Annotated in this window: 20 protein-coding genes; 19 read left to right on the top strand and 1 reads right to left on the bottom strand. The window is 54.5% G+C overall.

Translation table 11 applies throughout. From position 1 onward, the window contains the following. Positions 1 to 29: 29 nt before the first annotated feature. From HP435_RS24405 to HP435_RS24325, 17 genes are all read left to right on the top strand, one after another. On the top strand, positions 30 to 455 hold the full coding sequence (locus HP435_RS24405) for a thioesterase family protein (RefSeq protein WP_122964321.1): 426 nt from the start codon (positions 30 to 32) through the stop codon (positions 453 to 455). A gap of 150 nt (positions 456 to 605) precedes the next feature. Then, positions 606 to 1,433, top strand: coding sequence for a phenylacetic acid degradation operon negative regulatory protein PaaX (gene paaX / locus HP435_RS24400; RefSeq protein ID WP_122964322.1), 828 nt, complete (start codon positions 606 to 608; stop codon positions 1,431 to 1,433). 134 nt (positions 1,434 to 1,567) lie between these two features. Continuing rightward, entirely contained in the window at positions 1,568 to 2,446 is an 879-nt protein-coding gene (locus tag HP435_RS24395) for a branched-chain amino acid ABC transporter permease (RefSeq protein ID WP_063230851.1), read from the top strand. Next, positions 2,447 to 3,475 carry a branched-chain amino acid ABC transporter permease gene (locus HP435_RS24390; RefSeq protein ID WP_122964323.1) on the top strand — a complete coding sequence of 343 codons (1,029 nt, stop codon included), beginning with the start codon at positions 2,447 to 2,449 and terminating at the stop codon, positions 3,473 to 3,475. Next, entirely contained in the window at positions 3,472 to 4,239 is a 768-nt protein-coding gene (locus HP435_RS24385; RefSeq protein WP_122964324.1) for an ABC transporter ATP-binding protein, read from the top strand. The genes HP435_RS24390 and HP435_RS24385 overlap by 4 nt, the downstream gene beginning before the upstream one ends. A gap of 11 nt (positions 4,240 to 4,250) precedes the next feature. After that, complete coding sequence (locus tag HP435_RS24380) at positions 4,251 to 4,994, top strand: ABC transporter ATP-binding protein (RefSeq protein WP_122964325.1); 744 nt, start codon at positions 4,251 to 4,253, stop codon at positions 4,992 to 4,994. Positions 4,995 to 5,031: 37 nt separating this feature from the next. Further along, complete coding sequence (locus HP435_RS24375; RefSeq protein ID WP_122964326.1) at positions 5,032 to 6,237, top strand: ABC transporter substrate-binding protein; 1,206 nt, start codon at positions 5,032 to 5,034, stop codon at positions 6,235 to 6,237. Between the two features lie 101 nt (positions 6,238 to 6,338). Beyond that, on the top strand, positions 6,339 to 7,166 hold the full coding sequence (locus tag HP435_RS24370; RefSeq protein ID WP_173598549.1) for a methyl-accepting chemotaxis protein: 828 nt from the start codon (positions 6,339 to 6,341) through the stop codon (positions 7,164 to 7,166). Between the two features lie 118 nt (positions 7,167 to 7,284). After that, positions 7,285 to 8,253: a 1,2-phenylacetyl-CoA epoxidase subunit PaaA gene (gene paaA / locus HP435_RS24365; protein WP_122964328.1), complete on the top strand. Its 969-nt coding sequence runs from the start codon at positions 7,285 to 7,287 to the stop codon at positions 8,251 to 8,253. A 10-nt stretch (positions 8,254 to 8,263) separates the two neighbouring features. Beyond that, positions 8,264 to 8,611 carry a 1,2-phenylacetyl-CoA epoxidase subunit PaaB gene (gene paaB, locus HP435_RS24360; protein ID WP_063230858.1) on the top strand — a complete coding sequence of 116 codons (348 nt, stop codon included), beginning with the start codon at positions 8,264 to 8,266 and terminating at the stop codon, positions 8,609 to 8,611. A gap of 18 nt (positions 8,612 to 8,629) precedes the next feature. Continuing rightward, positions 8,630 to 9,463 (top strand): 1,2-phenylacetyl-CoA epoxidase subunit PaaC, encoded by an 834-nt coding sequence (gene paaC / locus HP435_RS24355; protein ID WP_173596658.1) that lies wholly within the window; start codon positions 8,630 to 8,632, stop codon positions 9,461 to 9,463. A gap of 14 nt (positions 9,464 to 9,477) precedes the next feature. Then, the gene (paaD, locus tag HP435_RS24350; protein ID WP_063230860.1) at positions 9,478 to 9,981 is read left to right on the top strand and encodes a 1,2-phenylacetyl-CoA epoxidase subunit PaaD; all 504 of its coding nucleotides are present in this window, start codon (positions 9,478 to 9,480) and stop codon (positions 9,979 to 9,981) included. 23 nt (positions 9,982 to 10,004) lie between these two features. Then, a complete protein-coding gene (locus HP435_RS24345; RefSeq protein WP_122964330.1) occupies positions 10,005 to 11,447 on the top strand; it encodes an NAD-dependent succinate-semialdehyde dehydrogenase in 1,443 nt (480 codons plus the stop codon). 208 nt (positions 11,448 to 11,655) lie between these two features. Further along, positions 11,656 to 12,549 carry a cytochrome c oxidase assembly protein gene (locus HP435_RS24340; RefSeq protein WP_122964331.1) on the top strand — a complete coding sequence of 298 codons (894 nt, stop codon included), beginning with the start codon at positions 11,656 to 11,658 and terminating at the stop codon, positions 12,547 to 12,549. A gap of 34 nt (positions 12,550 to 12,583) precedes the next feature. After that, positions 12,584 to 13,042: a DUF420 domain-containing protein gene (locus HP435_RS24335; RefSeq protein WP_122964332.1), complete on the top strand. Its 459-nt coding sequence runs from the start codon at positions 12,584 to 12,586 to the stop codon at positions 13,040 to 13,042. Between the two features lie 110 nt (positions 13,043 to 13,152). After that, entirely contained in the window at positions 13,153 to 14,088 is a 936-nt protein-coding gene (gene cyoE / locus HP435_RS24330) for a heme o synthase (protein WP_122964333.1), read from the top strand. 136 nt (positions 14,089 to 14,224) lie between these two features. Next, positions 14,225 to 15,139, top strand: coding sequence for a COX15/CtaA family protein (locus tag HP435_RS24325; RefSeq protein WP_122964334.1), 915 nt, complete (start codon positions 14,225 to 14,227; stop codon positions 15,137 to 15,139). 77 nt (positions 15,140 to 15,216) lie between these two features. Here the strand turns inward: HP435_RS24325 and HP435_RS24320 are convergent, their stop codons facing one another. Beyond that, a complete protein-coding gene (locus tag HP435_RS24320; protein WP_173598548.1) occupies positions 15,217 to 15,948 on the bottom strand; it encodes a hypothetical protein in 732 nt (243 codons plus the stop codon). 169 nt (positions 15,949 to 16,117) lie between these two features. On the opposite strand from HP435_RS24320, the gene HP435_RS24315 reads away from it, so the two are divergent. Both HP435_RS24315 and HP435_RS24310 read left to right on the top strand, forming a co-directional pair. Continuing rightward, on the top strand, positions 16,118 to 17,359 hold the full coding sequence (locus tag HP435_RS24315) for an exonuclease SbcCD subunit D (RefSeq protein ID WP_173598547.1): 1,242 nt from the start codon (positions 16,118 to 16,120) through the stop codon (positions 17,357 to 17,359). Then, a complete protein-coding gene (locus HP435_RS24310) occupies positions 17,356 to 21,006 on the top strand; it encodes an AAA family ATPase (RefSeq protein WP_173598546.1) in 3,651 nt (1,216 codons plus the stop codon). Before HP435_RS24315 ends, HP435_RS24310 begins: the two co-directional genes overlap by 4 nt. Positions 21,007 to 21,014: the final 8 nt, after the last annotated feature.

Raw genomic sequence — 21,014 nt, 5'->3', positions numbered from 1 at the left:
CAATCACGCGTGACGAGAGGTGCATGTGCGTGAAGGAAGGACTGAAGCCAGGGACGACTGCCGAATTTACGGTGGTCGTCACAGAGGACATGCTGCCCAAGTTTGCAGGGGAGGTTGTGCATCCGGTCATGTCGACGGTCAGCATGATCTACTACATGGAATGGGCAGGGCGTCAGGTGATTTTGCCTTATTTGGAAGCGGATGAGGAAGGCTCCGGCTTCGCTGTGGATATCCGCCATGTCGGTCCGGCGGTAGCGGGTCAAGTGGTGACCTTCAAAGCCGTGTGCCAGGAAGTCACGAAAAATCGGGTGGTGTGCGAGGTGACAGCCGACACCGCCCGGAATCGCGTCGGGGTCGGTTCGTTTACCCAGGCGATTTTCAACAAGCACGAAATCAGGCGGCGCTTTGAAGCGCTCCAGGCAGAAATCGCTGCGGAAAATAATTGTACAGAATAAATTGACTCTTTTAAAATGTTTTAATATAATAACGTTAAAATTACGTTATACGATTTTATCGTCATACTCTCAAACGATTCACGCACCTTCTAGAGAATATGGTACAATTTCACAGCATAAAGGTATGAATCGATTTGGGGGTTGAAGAACGTGAAGCCACAATCCATGCTTTTTACGATTTATGGAGAATATGTTCGCCATTACGGGAGCGAGATCTGGATCGGCAGCCTGACACGGCTCATGGGAGAATTTGGTCTGTCCGAACCGGCTGTTCGCGCCGCCATTTCCAGGATGCTCCGCCAAGGCTGGCTGGAATCCAGGAAAGTAGGAAACAAGAGCTACTACTCGGTATCCGAACGTGGGAAAAAACGGCTGGAGGAAGCGGCAGCCCGCATTTATAAAGTCGAGACAGATGTCTGGGACGGAAAATGGTGCATCGCCAGCTACAACATACCGGAGGAACGCCGCGCGTTGCGGGATCAGCTGCGCAAGGAACTGGGGTGGATGGGCTTCGGGATGCTGACGACGAGCACGTGGATCAGCCCGAACAATCTCGCAGACCGGGTGAAAGAGTTGACCGAGGCGCATGAAATCACCGACCATGTAGAAATTTTCAGCGCGCAGCATCTGGGCTGGAGCGATCCGAAGCAATTGGTGCAAAAGTGCTGGAACATCGCTGAAATCAACGAGAAGTACAAAGAGTTCATTGACAACTACCGCGAACAATTCGAGCAGCTATCCGCGAAAATAGACAGTGGCGAGGAAGTGCCAGACAGCCACTGCTTTGTGGAAAAGACGAAGCTCGTCCATGAATATCGCAAGTTTTTGTTTATCGACCCGGACTTGCCGCAGGAGCTGCTTCCGGAACTGTGGCTAGGCAAAGAGGCGGATCAATTGTTCCAAAACTATTATCAACGATTAAATCCAGGGGCAGTTCGATTCTTCGAGACGGTGTATGAAGTTGCACCTGTGCATTAAGCGGTTGCTACGAAGAAAGCGCCCTAGTGACAAGCTAGGGCATTTCTTCTTCAATAATATTTCCATTAATTAAAATGTAAGCGTTTTAGATGGTAGCGGTTAAGGCGCGAAACAAGAGGGGGTACAGCACGAATATGACGGAACTGTTGCAGTATGTCGCAAACGGCCTCGTCAGTGGCGGCATTTATGCGATTGTTGCCGTAGGCTTCATCACGATTTACAACGTGAGCAAGGTCATCAATCTCGCACAGGGTGAGTTTTTGATGCTCGGCGGAATGGTTACGGTAGCTTTGATCGGGATGAATTTGCCTTACGGACTCGCAGCATTGCTTGCCATTCTGGCAGTAACGGCAATCGGAATCATCATGCAGAAATATGTCATTGATTATGTGAAAAAAGCTAGTCCTATTAGTTTGATAATTTTGACAATAGGAATTTCCACCTTAATCCGCGGGATCGCCAGCTTTATTTGGGGCAAGGATGCTTTTGCACTGGAGCCGATTACAAGCAACGAACCCCTCTCGTTCGGGGGCGTGACGATCGCGACGCAAAGCGTTTGGATTTTGGCTGCTGTCCTTATCATTTTGTTTCTCCTCTGGTATTTGATGGAAAAGACGATTCTCGGGAAAAAAATCAACGCCTGTTCGGTCAATCCGATGGCAGCCCGCCTGATGGGGATTTCTCCAACGAAGATGAGCATGCTCGCCTTCGCCATCAGCGGAGCCACCGGAGCTGTTGCCGGAATCGTCATCGCACCGCTGAGCGTGACCTCCTACGACATCGGTGTGCTGCTTGGAATCAAAGGCTTTTCCGCCGCGATTCTCGGCGGGTTGGGCAATCCGCTTGGCGCGGCTGTGGCTGCCTTTTTGCTCGGGATTGTCGAGTCGCTTGGAGCCGGATACGTCAGCTCCGGGATGAAGGACGCCATCGCGTTTCTGGTCTTGATCGGCATGCTCCTGGTGAAGCCATCCGGACTCTTCGGAGAGCGCAGCGTGGGGAAAGGAGGGCTATAGATGAAGCAGTTGTTGCAAAAATGGGGAAAAGGCTTCGGAATTTACGTCGCTTTGATGATCGTTTTCCCGTTTGTGATGCCAGATGAGTATTACCGTTCCGTCGGCATTATTATCGGGCTGCATGCCATCGTGACGATCGGGCTGTGCCTGGTGATGGGGCTGGCTGGACAAATTTCGCTCGGACAAGCAGCCTTTTGGGGAATCGGCGCTTACACTTCCGCGGTGTTGACGACCAAATACGGGCTGTCGCCATTCGTCGGCCTCATCGCCTCGGCAATTGTTCCTGGGTTGTTTGCCTTCATTCTCGGACGAGCGATAGCGGGGTTGCAAGGCTACTATCTCGCGATGGCGACGCTGGCATTCGGCTATATCGTCCAGATCGGGATTACCGAATGGGAGCCAGTCACCGGGGGCGCGAGCGGGATGATCAGCATCCCGCAGGTTCCGTTCTTCGGAGGCAGCGAGCTGTCCATGTACTATCTGATCTGGGCGGTCGTTACTTGTGTGCTCCTGTTCTCGCTCAACCTGCTGCATTCGCGGGTAGGCAGAGCGTTTCGGGCGATTCACAAGAGTGAGATTGCCGCAACCTCAATGGGAATTGACGTGAGCAAGTTCAAGCTGAACGCTTTCGTCGTCAGCGGCATGTTCGCCGGAATTTCCGGCGGTCTGTACGCTCACTACATGGGGATACTCGATCCGCAGCCTTTTGGACTGCACGAGTCGATCAAATTTCTCACGATGGTTGTCATCGGCGGGATGACGAGCATATGGGGAGCGTTGATTGGCACGGTACTGATCGGCTTTATCAGCGAGGGACTGATTTTGCTCAGCGAAGTCATCCCGGGCTTGCAGGGCGATGTCGATACGATTGTTTTCGGCGGCATACTCGTCTTGATTGTCATGTTTATGCCGGAAGGTCTGGTGCCGCGTATTCGTTCCGTCTATGAAAAAGCGCAAGCCAAAAAGGCAAAGGAAGCTGCTGTCAAAGCACAGTCTGGTGAGCGAGTGGAAAGGAAGGCGGCAACATGACGACCCTTTTGGAAGTACAAGAGCTGTCCCGCGATTTCGGCGGGGTGCGTGCAGTCAATCAGGTTGATTTTCAAGTGCGCGAAGGCGAAATTTTGGCGCTGATCGGCCCGAACGGAGCAGGCAAAAGCACGGTGCTCAACATGGTGTCCGGCGTCATTCCTCCGTCCGCTGGCGAAATTCGCTTTGCGAGCAAGCCGATGACGAAGGTGCCGGGCTATGAATACGCCGGGCTGGGCATTACCCGAACTTTTCAAAATCTCCAGACGTTTGACGACATGACAGTATTGGAGAACGTCATGGTCGGGATGCATACGAAGACAAGCTCCAGCCTGTTCTCCTGCGGCATGAATTTGGGCAAGGCCAAAAAAGAAGAGAAGCTGATGGAGCAAAAGGCACATGCCTGGCTCGGGCAAGTGGGGCTGGCGACGGAATCCCAGCGGCTGGCGGGAAGTTTGCCCTACGGCAAGCTGAGGCTGATGGAAATTGCCCGGGCGATGGTCGCAGGGCCAAGGCTGTTGCTCCTCGATGAGCCTGCGGCTGGCTTGAACCATACGGAGACAGCGGAAATGAGCCGGATGTTTTGCGAGATTCGCGACAGCGGAACGGCGATTTTGCTGGTGGAGCACGACATGGACATGATTATGACCATCGCCGACCGCATCGTGGTTCTCGATCAGGGAACGAAAATTGCGGAAGGAACCCCGCGTGAAATCCAGGAAAATCCTCGCGTCATCGCGGCTTATCTGGGAACGGAAGAGGAGTAGGGGGGAAAACGATGGGAAAAACGATCTTGAAAGTGGACGGCGTCACGGCTCGCTACGGTCCTGTAGAAGTGCTGCACGGAATTACGATGCAAGTGAACGAAGGAGAGATCGTCTCGCTGCTCGGGGCAAACGGCGCTGGCAAAACGACGCTGTTGAATTGCATCTGCGGTCTGCACGGAGCGAAAGAAGGGAAGATCTGGTTTCGCGATGCCGACATCACCGGAATCCCGGCCGAGCTTGTCGTGCCGCGCGGGATGGCGCATGTGCCGGAGCGCCGACAAATTTTCTCCACGCTCACCGTCGAGGACAATTTGTGGCTGGGCGCTTCCCACCGCATGCCCAAAACGAGCAAAAAAGAGATCGCCAAAGAAATGCAGACCGTTTACGAGCGCTTTCCGATTTTGGCAGAGCGGAAATGGCAACTGGGGGGAACGCTATCTGGCGGACAGCAGCAAATGCTGGCGATCGGACGGGCGCTTTTATCCAGGCCGCAATTGTTGCTCCTGGACGAGCCTTCGCTTGGCTTGGCACCGCTGATTGCCAAGGAAATATTGACGATCGTTCAGGAGATTCGCTCCGAGTGGGGTACAACCGTGTTGTTGGTTGAGCAAAACGCTCGCGCCGCACTGGCGATTTCCGACAGGGCTTATGTGTTGAGTACAGGCGAAGTGATGCTGGAAGGCAGTGCTGAGGAAATCAGCAACGATCCGCGTGTGCAATCTGCTTATCTGGGACACTCCCACGAAGCGGTTTGACATTGATAAAAAGATAGATACTCAAGGGGGCTTAACCATGAAAAAAGGAACGTTTCGCAAGTGGCTGTATCCGGTAGCGATTGCTTCACTCGTCTTGCTCAGCGCCTGTGGCGGCGGCGCGAAGCCAGCGGCAGAAGCAGGGGGCGGACAGACGGCGGCAACAGGTGGCGCCAGCGGGGAACCAATCAAAGTCGGGGCGATTTTCTCTCTGACTGGCCCGAACAGCCCGCTTGGGGTACCGGAGAAGCAAGCCGTTGAGCTGCTCGTCAAAGAAATCAACGGAGCAGGCGGAGTGAATGGCCGCCCGGTCGAAGTCGTGTTTGAGGACGACAAGTCGGATAACACGGAAGCTGTGAAAGCGATCAAGAAGCTGGTTTCCAAAGAAAAAGTAGTCGCTGTCCTCGGCTCCTCCGGCAGCGGACCATCTCTCGGCATGGCCGAATTTGCCGCAACAGAGAAGCTGCCGCTGATTTCGATGGCAGCAGCGGATCAGATTACCAATCCGGTGCGCGCAGGCATTTTCAAAACACCGCATACCGATGTACACGGCACGAAGCGCATTTTCAAATACTTGAAAGAAAAAGGCATTACCAAAATCGCGACGCTCAACGACAGCAATCCGTACGGAAGCGGCTGGACAACGCAATTGCAAAAGTACGCGCCTGAATACGGCATTACGATCGTAGCGGAAGAGAAGTACGGCACGAAGGACCCGTCCATGAGCTCCCAGCTGACCAAGATCAAAGGAACGGATGCACAGGCGCTGATCGTCGCAGGAACGAACCCTGGCCCGGCTACGATTGTGAAGGAAGCGAAACAGCTCAATATGACGATTCCGATCATCAGCAGCCACGGTTCAGCCAACAGCAAGTTTTTGGAGCTGGTGGGCGATGCGGGTGAAGGCGTCCTGATGGTAGCAGGCAAACTGCTGGTGCCGGATCAGGTAGATGCAAACGACCCGCAAGCAGCGGTCATCAAAAAGTTCGCAGAAGGCTATCAAGCAGCGTACAGCTCGCAGCCGGACGGTTTTGCCGGATACGGCTACGACGGTCTGAACCTGCTCGTGGAAGGGTTGAAGCAAGCAGGCGGCGACGCTTCCAAGCTGGGCGAAGTTTTGGAAAAAGTGAAGTACGTGGGAGTTACCGGGGAATTTACCTTCTCGAATGACGATCACAACGGACTGACGGAAGACAGCATGATCATGGTCGAAGTGAAGGGCGGCAAATTCCAGATTGTGAAGTAATTCAATCGATGATGCAGGTGGAGACGATGGCTGTTCTTTTCGCAAACGTGACGGATGCGAAGAGAATAGCCGTTTTCGTCCCTTGGTCAGGAGGTAAATACATGTCTCAACTGTTAAACAGCGTGCTGATGGTTGCCCCCATTTTGCAAAAGGCTTTTTTATTCGATTGCATGGTCGGAGTGACCGACCGGGAGAAGTTTCTCGCTTACTATCCGGCGCATGGACTCAATCTGGGTATCAAAGTCGGGGACCCGCTGCGCCAGGGGAGCATCAATGCCACGGCGATTGCGGAAAACAAGCGGGTGGTGAAGAAGATCTCCAAGGAGCTTTACGGCATTCCGTATATTGCCGTCGGTTATCCAATCGTGGAAAAGGGGCAAGTAGTGGGCTGTCTGGCTACAGGGGTCACGACCGATCAGGAGGACAGGCTGCGCGGCTTGGCGGAAAATTTGACGAACGCCTTGGAAAACATTGCGGTACATACGGAAAGCCTGGCAAAAGACGCCGATCATCTCGCGCAGGCCAGCCATACGCTGAGCGATGCGGCAGGACAAATGGAAGTGAAAATCGCGGAGACGACGCAGATCAATGAGCTGATTCGCAACATTTCCACCCGTTCCAATGTGCTTGGGTTGAATGCCGTCCTGGAGGCAGCGCGAGCCGGAGCGGCAGGCCGGGGCTTTTCTGTCGTCGCCGAAGAGATTCGCCAGTTGTCGCAGACGACCTCGGCGTCGGCAAAGGACATTTTTCGCATTCTCGACGAGATGAACGTCCTTGTCGGCACCGTGTCAGGCGAGATGGAAAAGACGCTGAATCACAGCCTGCAACAATCTACGCGCATTCAGGAGCTGGACGCTGTCATGCAAGAGCTGCGGCATATGGCAGAACAGCTGAAAAAGGCGGCCGTCCTGTCCGGGCGGATGGAATAAGCAAAGGTTCCAGGCGGAAGGATATTGCTAAAACGTATGACGTTATGTTATTATAACGTTATAAAAACGTAGTATGATTTTAACATAATGGACAACGGCTAATAAGGAGGTATTCTCCATGCAAACACAGATGGAACGTTCTGATCTGACCGAAAACGAAAAAATGGAAGCGTTTTTAGCGAAAATCGACCGCGGAGGAAAAATCGAAGCGGACGACTGGATGCCAGACGACTACCGCAACCAGCTGATCAAGCTGATTTCGATGCACGGCATCAGCGAAATCATGGGGGCTTTGCCGGAAAAGGAATGGGTACCCAAGGCACCGACGTTGCGCCGCAAGCTGGCGATCATGGCGAAGGTGCAGGATGAGATGGGACACGGGCAGCTTTTGCTGCGGGTAGCGGAAGATTTGCTGGCGCCGCTTGGCAAGACGCGCGAAGACTTGATGAATGACTTGTTTGCAAAAAGACTGAAATTTCACAATGTGTTCCACATGGAAGCGCCAACCTGGGCAGATGCAGGGGTAATCGGCTGGCTGGTGGACGGAGCGGCTATCATTACCCAGTCCATGTCGCTCGATACATCTTATGCGCCGTATGCGCGGGCGCTGCACCGGATTTGCGCCGAGGAGAAATTCCATGCGCAGCACGGCGAGAGCATCGTCCTGGAGCTGGCAGAGGGCACGGAGGAACAGCGCCAGATGCTGCAAGAAGCGATTACGCGCTGGTGGCCATCGCTTTTGATGTTCTTCGGACCGCCTGAGAACGGTACGATTACGAGCAACCAATCCGCCAACATGCGTTACAAGATTCGCACGCAGACGAATGAGGAACTGCGGCAAGTGTTTTTGAAAAAGTATTTGCCACGCATTTTCCACCTCGGCTTCACTGTGCCGGATGAGACGATTCACTTCGATGAAGAAAAAGACCAATGGGTGTATCAGCAACCGGATTGGGAACAGTTCAAGCAGATCGTCAAGGGGAACGGCCCGCGCTCTGCTCATCGTCTGAATCTTAGGGAAACATCGTATGAAGAAACAAAATGGGTGCGCGACGCAATCATGTCGTACGGCCGCCACGTAGGGTAGGTGAATGGATATGAACAAGGAAACAGAAGTCAGAGACGACTTTTTCATTTACGAAGTATTCAGTCAAAGAAGTGTCAGCTCATCTTTTGTCCATCAGTTCAGCCTCTTGGCTCCAAACAAGGAAGTTGCGCTCGCGATGGCGAGAGAAAACTTCCTGCGCCGCGAGACTTGTTTTAACATCTGGGTGGTGAAGCGCGACGATATTTACGGCTTGTCGCCGGAAGAGCGTCCGTTTTTGGAGCGGCTCGACAACAAGAGCTACCGGGAGACGCGAGGCTATGGCGACTTGCAGGCAAGATGGCGCCATCACAGAGAACAGTACGAAGAAAAACAAAAGCATGCGGAAAGCGGCAGCTAAGCAGGAGGGGATACAATCATGGGCGACTTTTCACAAGTAGAAACAACAGAAGCGGCAAAACAAAACCCGGAATACGCGCAAGCCTTGACTGATTTGCTGTTCCAGCTTGCTGACGACGACTTCATTCTCGCCTATCGCGGTTCGGAATGGCTCGGGCTGGCTCCGCACATCGAGGAGGACGTCGCGTTTTCTTCGATGTCGCAGGACATGATGGGTCATGCCGTGATGTTTTACGAGATGCTGGAACAGCTCGGAGTAGGCAAGGCGGACGATCTCGCACAGCTTCGGGAAGCAGATGCGTTCCGCAATGCGATTTTGGTCGAGCGAAAAAACGGGGAAGGCGACTACAACACCGACCCTCACTATGACTGGGCGTATGCGATTGTCCGCAGCTATGTGTACGGACTGTACAAACAGGTTCGCCTGGAGTCTTTGCTCCAATCATCGTACACACCGCTGGCACTGGTCAGCCGCAAAATGATGACGGAGCATCGCTACCATCTGATGCACTGGCAAGTTTGGCTCACGCAGTTGGCCAACAGTACAGACGAAGCGCGGAAAAGACTGGAAGCCGCGATTGAGAAAGTATGGAAGGATGCAGGCGAGCTTTATCAGCTCGGTGCGAACGCCGACGCGATCGTCCGCTGTGGGCTGATTGCCGGCGAAGGCGAGTTGAAACAGAAGTGGCTCACATTGACCCAGGGCATTTTTGAAAAAGCGGGCCTCGTGTGGGCGGGTGAGCCGGGAGTGCCTGAGCAGCGCGGTCGTCACGGTCAGCATACGCCGGAGCTTGCACAAGCTTTGGCTACCTTGTCGGAAGTATATCGCATCGATCCGGCCGCGGGCTGGTAGAAAGGGTGATCTGCATGGCGCAAGAAGGAATGCATGTACATGACGGGCTGGAAGCGACATGCTGGGAACTGCTACAGCAAGTGACTGATCCGGAGATTCCGGTCATAAGCATGGTAGAGATGGGGATGATCCACAAGGTGCGGGTAGAGGACGATGTCGCGCATGTCGACGTGCTCCCTACTTTTGTCGGATGTCCTGCGCTGGAAATCATGAAAAAAAATATCGCAGCGAAGCTGGTAGAGGCGGACGGAATCAGCAAGGTGGAAGTTCAGTTTGTCTACGATCCCGCCTGGACGTCCGATCGCATCGTGCCAGAGGCGAGAGGGAAGCTAAAGAGCTTCGGCATTGCTCCTCCGCCAATCGATTTCAAACCGGGAGATACATGGGAAGTGTCCTGTCCTTACTGTGACTCCCCTTATACGCAAATTGACAACTTGTTTGGCCCTGCCGCATGCCGCAGCATTTTGTATTGCCGGCATTGCAAAAATCCGTTTGAGGCGCTAAAGCCAATTTATTGAAGAGAGTGAGAGGAGCGATAGTCATGGGAGAGTACAAGCAAATGTATATCAATGGAGAGTGGGTTTCTGCCGAGAGCGGCGAATCGATTCAAATCGTGAATCCGGCGACGGGCGAAGTCGTGGGAAGCGCTGCTTTTGGAGATTCCCGCGATGCCCAAAAAGCGATTGACGCTGCACATGAGGCTTTTGGAAGCTGGTCCCGTTTGACTGCTCGCGAGCGCTCCAAGTATTTGTACAACTTGTCCGAACTGGTCAAGCAGAGCCGTGACGAGCTGGCAGGCATCATTTCTGCGGAAATGGGCAAACCGCTTGGCGAGGCAAAAGGCGAAGTGCTGGGTGCAGCGGACAACTTCGTCTGGTATGCGGAAGAAGCGAAGCGCGTTTACGGAGAGACGATCCCTTCGTCCGTGCCGAACAAGCGCATCATGGTGCTCCGTCAGCCTGTAGGTGTGGTCGGCGCGATTACACCGTGGAACTTCCCGGTGAACATGGTCGCACGCAAAATCGCTCCTGCACTGGCAGCCGGTTGCACAGTAGTCTTGAAGCCGGCGGAAGCGACGCCGCTGTCTGCCATTCGCTTGTTTGAACTGATCGAGAAGGCTGGTTTTCCAAAAGGGGTCGTCAACCTCGTCATCGGCAAGCCGGAGTCGATCGGCCAAGAGTTTATCGAGAATCCAAAGCTGAGCAAAATCGGCTTCACAGGCTCCACTCGCGTCGGCAAGCTGCTGATGGAAGGAGCGGCGAAGCAAGTGAAGCGCGTCAGCATGGAGCTGGGCGGCCACGCGCCATTCATCGTCTTCCCTGACGCCGATCTGGATGCGGCAGTAAAAGGGCTGTTTGAGAGCAAGTTCCGCAACTCCGGCCAAATGTGCATTTGCACGAATCGGCTGTATGTTCACGAAGATGTAGCCGACGCCTTTACCGAGAAATTGGTCGAGCGTCTGAAGCGGGCCAAAGTGGGAGACGGACGACTGAAGGAAACCGAAATCGGACCGTTGGTGAACGAGCGCGCGCTTTCCAAAGTGCTGGAGCACATTGAGGACGCGAAAGGAAAAGGCGGCCAAGTCGTATACGGCGGCAACCGTCTGACAGAAGGCGACTACGCAAATGGCTTCTATTGCGAGCCTACCGTTATCTCCGGTGTGACCGAAGAGATGAAAATCGCAAACGAAGAAACGTTTGGACCAGTTGTTCCGCTCGTTCGTTTCTCAGACGAAGCAGACGTCGTGCGCCAGGCAAACGATACGCGCTACGGTCTGGCTGCTTACGTGTACACGCGTGACAACCAGCGCTGCTTCCGGATGGCAGAGCAGCTGGAGTACGGCATCGTCGGCATCAACGACGGATCGCCGACCCAGACGCAAGCTCCGTTTGGCGGATTCAAGGAAAGCGGCATCGGACGCGAAGGTGGACGTTACGGAATGGATGAGTATTTGGAGACGAAATTCGTTTCTTTCGGAGTGTAGTCCAGACCGCGTTTTACAAGGGGACCAGAGGAGATCTGGTCTTCTTTTTTTTGCCAAAGCATTTGTCAACACTTTGTTCATTTTTCTTATCAAAGAAGCAGGCAATCAACGGTATAATGGAGATTGTATAGAGGGCACCCTTATTAGGTAGATTAGAATGTAAAAAAATTCAAATCGAGATAAAGCTCAGCTCGAAGGGAGGATATGAATGGGTCAGCATCAACACGAGCTGTCAGCGATGAACACGGGGGCATCCTTTTCAGATTTGTGGAGTCCCGACGTGATGCTCTTCACTCTTTTAATTGCCACGGTATATTTCCTGGTAACGGGTCCCATGCACAAGCGTTTTGAACATGCCACCACGGCGACAGCAAAGCAAAAGCTGCTGTTTGTCTTTGGCTTGCTGCTGTTTTACGCGGCACAAGGAAGCCCGATCAGCTATTATGGCCATCATTACTTGTTCAGCCTGCACATGCTGCAGCAGTCCATTTTGTATTTTGCCCTGCCTCCGATTGTGCTCTTGGCGATGCCGGAGTGGCTTTTGGAAAAAATCTTTCAGCCGCGGCCGCTCAAAGCGATTCTTCGCGCGGTTACTCACCCGCTGGTAGCGGCATTATTGTTCAACACGCTGTTTTCGTTCTACCATATACCGTTTATATTTGATGCAGCGGCTCTTAATCACGAGTGGATGACAGTCTACCATGTCGTCTTGATTTTCGCTGCTTTCGCTATGTGGTGGCCGATTGTCAGTCCATTGTCCGACAGCAAGAGACAGTTGGCGGGATTAAAAAAATTGACGTACATTTTTGCCAACGGGGTGCTGATTACCCCTGCCTGTGCGTTGATTATTTTCGCGTCCGATCCTTTGTATGCGACGTACATCTCGGCTCCGCAACTGTTCCCGAGCCTCGACACGTTCAGTGACCAGCGACTTGGTGGAATCATCATGAAACTGGTGCAGGAGCTTGTGTATGGTTCCGTGCTCGCCTACGTTTTCTACCACTGGTATAAGCAGGAGAAGCAGGAAGACCTGCCGATGGATGAGCAGCCCGCGGTTGCCCTGCTGAGAAAAACGCCGACGATGGATGAAGGCCGGGTATAAAAATATAGATAGATTATTTGAATGAGGTGTAGAAATGTCCATCTTGCTGCCTACGATAAGCACGTCGTTTATCGTCATCAGCGGTATTCTTGTCGCTTGTGGCTGGTATGCGGTCGCGAAGAAACAAATTGATAAGCACATGAAGATCATGAAGTGGGCCGCCATCTGTGCGACGATCTTCTTCATCACGTATGTATCCAGAACGGCTTTTGTCGGGAATACTCATTTCGGCGGGCCGGACAGCTTGAAGCCAATCTATCAGACGTTTCTCGTCTTTCACATCGTGCTGGCAACCGTAGGGGGAGTCATGGGGCTGATCACGCTCAGACACGCCTACAAGAACAACATTGCCGCCCACCGCAAAATCGGGCCGTGGACGTCGATCGTCTGGTTTGTGACCGCCATTACCGGAGCTACGGTGTACACGCTGCTGTATATCATCTATCCGGGCGGGGAAACGGCTGGCGTTCTGGATGTTATTTTTGGAAAGTAGCTTGGGCGCTTTTCAAGTTGACTAGCTTCTTTTGCTTTCGATACAATGGAAGTTAGTTCTTCATTCGGATATTCGCATGTTCAGATAGATTCAGACAGGAGGTACAAAACGTGGACCAGCAAGTGACAATGCAGGAATCGCTTAACAGCGAGACACCCCTGCACGCACAACCGGGAGAGCCGGCGACTTTTCGGGACTACGTAGAACTGACAAAGCCTGGGATTACCATGTCCAACCTGATGACTACCTTTGCTGCCCTATGGATGGCATCTTACGGTTTTCCAGACTGGAAACTAGCGATTTTCACCATGATTGGTACAGCTTTGGTGATCATGTCGGGTGCGACGTTAAACAACTACTACGACCGTGATTTGGACAAAAAAATGAAGCGTACCAAAGGGCGTGCTCTTGCAGCAGGGCGCATCGCGCCACGCACGGCCATCCTCTTGGGGATCGGCTTGCTGCTCGCAGGTCTTGCGGTGCTCGCCGTATTCGCCAATCCGCTGGCTGCTGTTTGGGGATTGATCGGTCATATTTTCTACGTGTTAATTTACACTCCGCTCAAACGCGTGACCACATTGAACACGGTCATTGGCGGGATTTCCGGTGCGGCTCCGCCTGTAATCGGCTGGGTTGCTGTAACGAACAGCATGGACCCGGCAGCGTGGCTGCTTTTCCTGATTTTGTTCCTGTGGCAGCCGCCGCACTTCCTTGCGCTGGCGATGCTGAAAACCGAGGAATACCGCGCAGGCAATCTGCCTATGCTGCCAGTTGTCAAAGGCTTCGCAGAAACGAAGCGGCAAATGGTTTTGTGGGGATCTGTCCTGTTCCCGGCTTCGTTGCTGCTCTTTATCCATGGAAGCGTTGGTTATGTTTACCTGGCTGTCATGGGCTTGATGGGAATCGTGTACATGGTGCTGCTGTTCCAAGGCTTCAAAGCCAAGGATGATCTGGCGTGGGCGCGCAAGCTTTTCGGCTACTCGATTCTGTATTTGACAGTCTTTTGCGCCGTCATTGTCATCAGCACAATGGTGTACCATTATTGACACGAAACACTCACCAAATGTTCACGGAACATCCCTTGCTTAGCAGGGGATGTTTCATTAATGTTAGAGAGGGCAACAGTTAAGAGGCTGCTTCACCGAGAGTCTCAAACATCACAAGAAATAGGGTGTATTCACTATGGAAAAATGGCTGAAACCTCTAGCCGTTCTTGCTACTCTCGTCATGTTTATCGTCATGATCGCCGGGTCGCTTGTGACCAAAACAGATTCGGGCCTGGGCTGTGGAAACGACTGGCCGCTCTGTAATGGGAAATGGGTTCCGGAGTATACCTTGGCTTCAATCATTGAATACATGCATCGGCTGATTACAGGCGTGGCAGGCATTGTGGTAATCGTTTTCTCCGTACTTTGCTGGCGTCATTACCGGGGCAATCAGGAAGTGCGCAATCTCGCCCTGTTCGGTTTGTTTTTTATCGTGCTGGAGTCGATTCTTGGCGCTTCCGCGGTGATCTGGCCGCAGTCGTCGTCCGTCCTGGCTCTGCACTTCGGATTTTCGCTTCTGGCCTTCACGGGCGTGTTCCTTTTGACCGGGTTCGTGTTGCAGCGCGACAAAATGGCGAGCATGGTGCAGGCAAAAGCCCCGAGAGGATTCCGCAACTGGATTTGGGCTGTGGCAGCCTACACGTACGGAGTGGTCTACCTGGGAGCGTACGTCAGACATACCGGCTCCAGCATGGCTTGTAGTGACTGGCCACTGTGCGAGGGGCAAATCATTCCCGAGCTGTCCGGGCAGATCGGCATTCAATTCGCACACAGGCTGGGGGCGCTGGTGCTGGCGATTGTGCTGTTGGCAACGATGATCTACGCTATCCGTCATTTCAAACAAACGCGTCGCGATCTGTACGGGGCGAGCATCCTCGCTTTTGTGCTGGTCATCGCTCAAGTGTTCAGCGGCGGCTTCGTCGTCTTGTTCCAGCTCCACCTCTACGCGACGCTGCTTCACTCGATGATCATCACGATTTTGTTTGGCGTCATTTGTTACATGTGCTTGCAGTCGCTCAAATCACCGCGGCCGGACAAGTTGAAACGATAAGCAGTAAGATGAAAAAAAGAGCCGCATTCCCTTTGATCGACCGGGAGTGCGGCTTTGTGCATCTGTGGCGAAAAGCGTCAGGGCGCGAGAGTGAATGCCTCGTTTTCAAAGCGGTATACTTGCAGCTTGGTTGACGATTTGCCAGGGAGCGGGCTGCCTGTATCCGGGTCAAGCTCCTGTTCCGTCGTCCAATAGTAGAGTGCAGGGTGCTGCTCGTCGTCAGTAAGAAGCTGGTAGTTGCCAAGCGTCTGGAAAAGTTGACCGCCTGGCACGGATGAGGTTTGCTTCAAAACACCGCTCCAGGCCTCGACCAGCTTGCCTTTTTCCATGTACCAGAGATGGGCTTCATAGACAGAGATTCCCGTTCCGCCTGTATGGTCAACCGTTTCAAACAAGCGTTTTCCCGCCACTTCCGCAGGGTCGTCTGAAGCGTGCGGATCAAGCTGCGGGTGGTTGCGTTCGCTGGAAAAGTCCCATCGTTCCAATTGCAGGTGCGGGACGTTCCACGGTTTTTCCGCGACGAGCGAATAGGTGCGATCCGCTTTTTGATCGAGGATGTAAAACGTTCCGAGGTGTACCGTAGAATTTTGTTTGGCGACGATCTCCCAATCCGCGTCATCGTCCAGATTCGCCAGTTGAAAATCAAAATTTGGCAAGGCGACAAGATTTTTTGCGCTCGCATTGATCCAGCCGATGACCTGCTCCGGGTTGGGAGTGGCGGGTTTGGCAGATGGGGGAGCGGCAGCGTGTACAAAGCTGGGCAAGGCCAGTCCGGCGAGGGCGAAAAACAACAGGCGGCGCGTCCACAAAATAAGCGTGCTCCTTTCTTTCATGTACCAGGGAATAGGTGATTCTAGTAAAAAGACGTCGAGAACGCGCAAAAGTAACCGGGAAGTACCGTAAATTTCAATCACGAACAGCGCTGTCTTTTGTTACAATGAAAAGCAAACACATGATCGTGAGGAAAGGATGGAAGTCATGCGCATTTTACATACGGCAGACTGGCATTTCGGCCGCCAGCTCGAAGGCCGGGACCGACGCGTGGAGCAGACGGCGTTTGTGGACGAGCTTTGCCGGATTGCGGAGGAACGCGAAGTCGATTTGGTACTGGTGGCAGGCGATGTGTACGATTCGGTTAACCCTCCGGCATGGGCAGAGGAGCTGTTTTACGAAGCGCTGGAACGGTTGTCCGCGGAAGGGCGGAGAGGTGTCATTGTGATTGCGGGCAATCACGATCAGCCGGAACGGGTCAGGGCAGCAGCACCGCTCGCTACGAAGCAAGGGATTGTCTTGCTCGGCTTGCCGAAGGAAGCGCCGTTGATCGCCCAGGAAGTGTCGGCGGATCGCGTGCAGATCGTTCAGGGCGGGCCTTCCTGGCTGGAGTTGAAGGTGCCCGGCTGCGAGCACCATGCCGTAGTGCTTGCGCTGCCTTATCCATCGGAGTCGCGCTTGAAGGAGCTGCTCAGCGAGAGCTTTACCCAGGAGCAGATGCAGCTCGCCTTTTCCGAGCGGATTGCCCAGTTGTTTGCGGATTTGTCCGTGCATTTTCGCGAAGATACGGTGAATCTCGTCACCAGTCACTTGTTTGTCATGGGCGGCATGGAGACAGATTCGGAACGGCCGATTCAAATAGGCGGTGCCTTGACGGTGTCGCCGCAGGCGTTCCCGAAAAACGCCGATTACGTGGCGCTCGGTCACCTGCATCGGCTGCAAAAGCTCAGTGACAAGCCGCTCGTTCGCTACAGTGGCTCGCCGCTTTCCTACAGCTTTTCCGAAGCGGGACAGAGCAAGGCGGTCGTACTGGTCGAGGTGCAGCCGGGGCAGTCGGTGCAAGAAGAGATCATTTACTTGACGAGCGGTCGACCGTTGGCTCGCTGGAAGGCGACGGAAGGAATCGCCCAGGTCGAGCGCTGGCTGGCAGAAGGGCGGGATGCAGGCTCTTGGATTGATCTGGAGCTGCATGTTTCGGATGTCATCGACCCTGCTGAGTTCCAGCGTGTGCGCAAGCTATCGGATGACTTTTTGAAAATCCAGCGGGTCGTCGTACGCGAGCAGCGCGAGGAAGAAGAGGCGCAACGGGTGGAGTTGACCGAGCTGACAGCGGATCAGCTGTTCCGGCGATTTTATGAGCGCAAGCGGGGAGCGGCCCCGGACGATCGGCTTGTTGCCTTGTTTCAGCGTTTGCTCCAAGAAACCGGAGGAGAGGAGGAAGAAGCGTGAGACCGATACGATTGAAGCTGGCGGGAATGCACAGCTATCGAGAAATGCAGGAGGTTGACTTCGAAATTTTGTGCCAGGCGGGATTGTTTGGGATTTTCGGGCCGACGGGAAGCGGAAAATCGACGATCCTCGATGCGATTACACTGGCGCTTTACGGTCAGGTCGTTCGTCTGGGCGGAGGCAATCATCCGAAAGAAGTGCTGAACCAGTTGGAGCAGCGCGTCTTCGTTTCTTTTACTTTCGAGCTGGGCACAGGGGATGAGCGCAAGCGATATACGATCGAGCGGGAATTTGGCCTGGATAAAAAGGGAAACAAGCGACAGCCGGAAGTGCGGCTGATTCAGTCAGGCGCTTTGACCGGAGAGCCGGACGTTGTGCTGGAGTCGAAGGCGACGGCTGCCACTGCGGCGGTGGAGGACTTGATTGGCTTGACGCTGCAAGACTTTACCCGTGCCGTTGTGTTGCCGCAGGGGCAATTTTCGCGATTCCTGACATTGAAAGGCAGCGAGCGCAATGAAATGCTGCAACGGATGTTCCGGCTGCATATTTACGGGGAAAAGCTGAGCGAACGGGTACGGCACGCCCTTGATCAGGTAAAAGAGCAAATGCATCAGTTACAGCTTGCGACAGCGGCTTTGGGTGATGCGGGGCCAGAGGCTTTGGAGCAGGCGAGACAAACTTTCGCAGAGGCAGCCAGCATCGAGCGGGAATTTACGGAGCAAAAGCAGGAGCTGACGGGCAAGCTCAAGGAGCTGGAACAGCTTCACCAGTGGCAGGCAGAGCTTGCGGGCGTGCAGCAGCAGTTGCAACAGCAGACGGCAAAGGAAGCGGAAATGGCTGCTTTGACTTCGCGAATGGGCGAGTGGGAGGCGAGCATCCGCTTGTGGCCGCTGGTGCAGCAATACGAGCGGCTCGACCAGGAGTGGGTCAGGACCGGGCAGGCATTGGAACAAAGCCGCGGACAACAGGAAGCGGCGCGGCTTGCTCTGGAAGAGGCAGAAGCTCAATATGCGCAGGCTCAGGCGGAGCTGGCCGCTCAGGAACCGCAGTTGATCGAGCAAAAAGGCAGACTGGTGCAAGCTCAGGAATGGGAAGCCGAGCTAAAAGCGATTCGCGAGGAACAGACCGCTTTGGAGCGGGAGTGGCAGGAAGTCTCGCGTGGCCTTTTGCAAACAGAACAGCAGCTACAGCAAGACGAAGCAGCCTTGGAGAACTGGCAGCAGGAGTGGAACAGGCTGGAGGAAGCGAGCCAAAAGGCCATGGTTGCTCCGGAGTGGCGAGATCGGATCACGCAGGCGAGAGAAGCGAAGCAGCAGTGGGAACGGGAGCAAGCGAAGCTGCGTGAGCAAGAAACAGAGCAGAAGACGCTTGTGCAGCGTTTACAGGTGTTGACCGAAAAGGCCGCTGCGGATAAGCGCGACTGGGAGCAGGCAGAGAGCCACCTGGCAGCGCACAAGGAGCAGATGGCGAAAGCAGCGGACAAGCCGGTCATGAGCGATGCAGAGTGGGAGCAGTCCCGCAATGTGCTGGGCGAAATGAAGCAGATCGGCCGCCAATGGCGGGAAGGTTTGCAGGCTGTGGAAGGCTGGCAGGAAAAGCGGCAAAAGATCGAGCAGGAGCACATACAGGTGCAAAAGCGCTGCCAGGAGTTGGCGCTGGCCGCTCAATCGAGCGAGGCGATTGTTCTTGCGCGCCAGACCGAGCGGGAGGAGCTTAGGCAGGCGTGGGAGCAGTGGCAGCAGGAAAACATGGCGCGCTATTTGCGAGAGCGTCTGGAACAGGGCAAAGAATGTCCAGTGTGTGGCTCCGTGCACCATTCGCTGGATCATCAGGACCAATTGGCGGACGGGGAAGCCAAAGTCGCTGGCGATGAGCTGCGTACACGCATCAAAGCCGCAGAGGAAGCAGGGAAGGCTGCCGAACAGAAAGCAGCCGGAGACAAAGAAGCGTGGGTCGTTGCCAAAGGGGCGTTGGCAGCCGTCGAGGAGCGGCTTGCCGCGATACAGGCAGAGCACAAAGAGCTGGCGGCGCGGCTAACTGCCATCAAGGCGGAGTGTCACGGGCATGGACAGCCTTGGGCAGTCGACACTTTTGAAGAGCTGATCAGTGTGTACCAGCGCGAGGAAAAAGCGTTGGCAGCCAAGCATGCCGAACGGGAACAGGCAAAAGCCGAGCGGGAGCAGCAGCAAAAGCAGCTGGAAGTGCTCCGCGAGGCAGAGGCCGACAAGAAGCGGCAAATGGAAAAAAGCGCGCTGTTGCTCGAACAGGCGCAGCAGTCAGCAGCGGAAATACAAGCCCGCCTTGCTGTGGTGCAGCAAGCTGCCAACCAGGCATGGCAAGCGTTGAACGAGGTGCGCCAAGACGTTCCCGTAGAGGGCATTGACCAGCAGTATGAGGAAATCGGCCGTCTGGATCGGCTGCTGGCACAGTTGCAGCGCACGCGTGCCGAGCAGGAAGCGCTGAAGAGCCAGCTTTTGACACAGGTGGAGACAGCCAAGACGCGCAGAGCCGACTGGAAAAACCGTGAAGCTGCTCTCGGAGAACGCCTGGCAGACAGGAAGCGCATGTGGGAGCAAAAGCACGCCCAGTGGCTGGAGCGGACAGGCGGCACTCCCTCGAGCGAAGGGCTGGCTCGGACGGAGCAGGCGCTGTCGCTTTTGCGTCAAGCGTTGGCACAGGCAGAAGACAAACGAAAAACGGTTGCCGAGGCAAGACAATTGGTTCAAAACGATTTGGTCAAGCATTCCGAGGCGCTGGCTGTCTTGACGAGACAGCGGTCAGAGGCGCACGAGGCTTTGTATCAAGGGTTGCAGGAGACGGGCTTCGCCAACGTGGAACGGGTACAAGAAAGGTACGCAGAGCGCGGGCAATTGCCCCAAGCAAGGGAGCAGGTCGAAGCGTATACGCGTGCTTTGACACAGCTGCGTTACGAGGAAGACAGGCTGCTGCAAGCCATTGCAGGGCGCACGGTCAGCACGGAAGAACTGCTCGCTGCCAAAGAGGCGTGGGGCACATGGGAGCAGTCTTTTGCCGAGGCGCAAAAGCAAGTCGCCGTAGCGAAAGAGCACGTCGATCGCATGGAAAAAAACCATAGCAAGTGGCAGGAGCTGCACCAGCAAATTGTCGAGCAGCAAGATGAGCAAAGCCGTCTGGAAGAACTGAAAAAGCTGTTTGAAGCCAAGGCGTTTGTCCAGTTCATTGCCGAGGAAAAACTGGTGACGATTGCGAGAGATGCTTCCTACCATCTGAAGCGGATGACGGCCAACCGCTACGGATTGGAAATCGGCGACGAGGGAGAGTTTGTCCTGCGCGACGAGGGCGCAGGCGGTATGCGCCGTCCAGTCAGCACCTTGTCCGGCGGAGAAACGTTCCTGACCTCGCTGTCGCTGGCGTTAGCCTTGTCGATGGAGATTCAGATGCGCGGCGGCAGACTGGAATTTTTCTTTTTGGACGAAGGCTTTGGAACGCTCGATCCTGAACTGCTGGAGGTCGTCATGGATGCGCTTGAGCGGCTGCGCATGGACGATTTTACGATTGGCGTCATCAGTCACGTTCCGGAAATACGTGTGCGCATGCCGCGCCGTCTGGTAGTGACTCCGGCAGAGCCGATGGGCAAAGGCAGCAAGCTGCTGCTGGAAATGGAGTAGGGAAGGGG

The organism is Brevibacillus sp. HD3.3A (genome assembly GCF_013284375.2).
Lineage (GTDB): Bacteria > Bacillota > Bacilli > Brevibacillales > Brevibacillaceae > Brevibacillus > Brevibacillus parabrevis.
This window is presented reverse-complemented; position numbering and strand designations above follow the sequence as displayed.

Excerpts from the sequence above, each read along its gene's own strand:
- HP435_RS24380 (WP_122964325.1), top strand. The coding sequence starts at position 4,251 with ATGGGAAAAACGATCTTGAAAGTGGACGGCGTCACGGCTCGCTACGGT.
- HP435_RS24335 (WP_122964332.1), top strand. The coding sequence starts at position 12,584 with ATGTCCATCTTGCTGCCTACGATAAGCACGTCGTTTATCGTCATCAGC.
- HP435_RS24370 (WP_173598549.1), top strand. The coding sequence starts at position 6,339 with ATGTCTCAACTGTTAAACAGCGTGCTGATGGTTGCCCCCATTTTGCAA.
- paaC (WP_173596658.1), top strand. The coding sequence starts at position 8,630 with ATGGGCGACTTTTCACAAGTAGAAACAACAGAAGCGGCAAAACAAAAC.
- paaD (WP_063230860.1), top strand. The coding sequence starts at position 9,478 with ATGGCGCAAGAAGGAATGCATGTACATGACGGGCTGGAAGCGACATGC.
- HP435_RS24390 (WP_122964323.1), top strand. The coding sequence starts at position 2,447 with ATGAAGCAGTTGTTGCAAAAATGGGGAAAAGGCTTCGGAATTTACGTC.
- paaA (WP_122964328.1), top strand. The coding sequence starts at position 7,285 with ATGCAAACACAGATGGAACGTTCTGATCTGACCGAAAACGAAAAAATG.
- HP435_RS24395 (WP_063230851.1), top strand. The coding sequence starts at position 1,568 with ATGACGGAACTGTTGCAGTATGTCGCAAACGGCCTCGTCAGTGGCGGC.
- HP435_RS24345 (WP_122964330.1), top strand. The coding sequence starts at position 10,005 with ATGGGAGAGTACAAGCAAATGTATATCAATGGAGAGTGGGTTTCTGCC.
- HP435_RS24325 (WP_122964334.1), top strand. The coding sequence starts at position 14,225 with ATGGAAAAATGGCTGAAACCTCTAGCCGTTCTTGCTACTCTCGTCATG.
- HP435_RS24375 (WP_122964326.1), top strand. The coding sequence starts at position 5,032 with ATGAAAAAAGGAACGTTTCGCAAGTGGCTGTATCCGGTAGCGATTGCT.
- HP435_RS24340 (WP_122964331.1), top strand. The coding sequence starts at position 11,656 with ATGGGTCAGCATCAACACGAGCTGTCAGCGATGAACACGGGGGCATCC.
- HP435_RS24385 (WP_122964324.1), top strand. The coding sequence starts at position 3,472 with ATGACGACCCTTTTGGAAGTACAAGAGCTGTCCCGCGATTTCGGCGGG.
- HP435_RS24315 (WP_173598547.1), top strand. The coding sequence starts at position 16,118 with ATGCGCATTTTACATACGGCAGACTGGCATTTCGGCCGCCAGCTCGAA.
- paaB (WP_063230858.1), top strand. The coding sequence starts at position 8,264 with ATGAACAAGGAAACAGAAGTCAGAGACGACTTTTTCATTTACGAAGTA.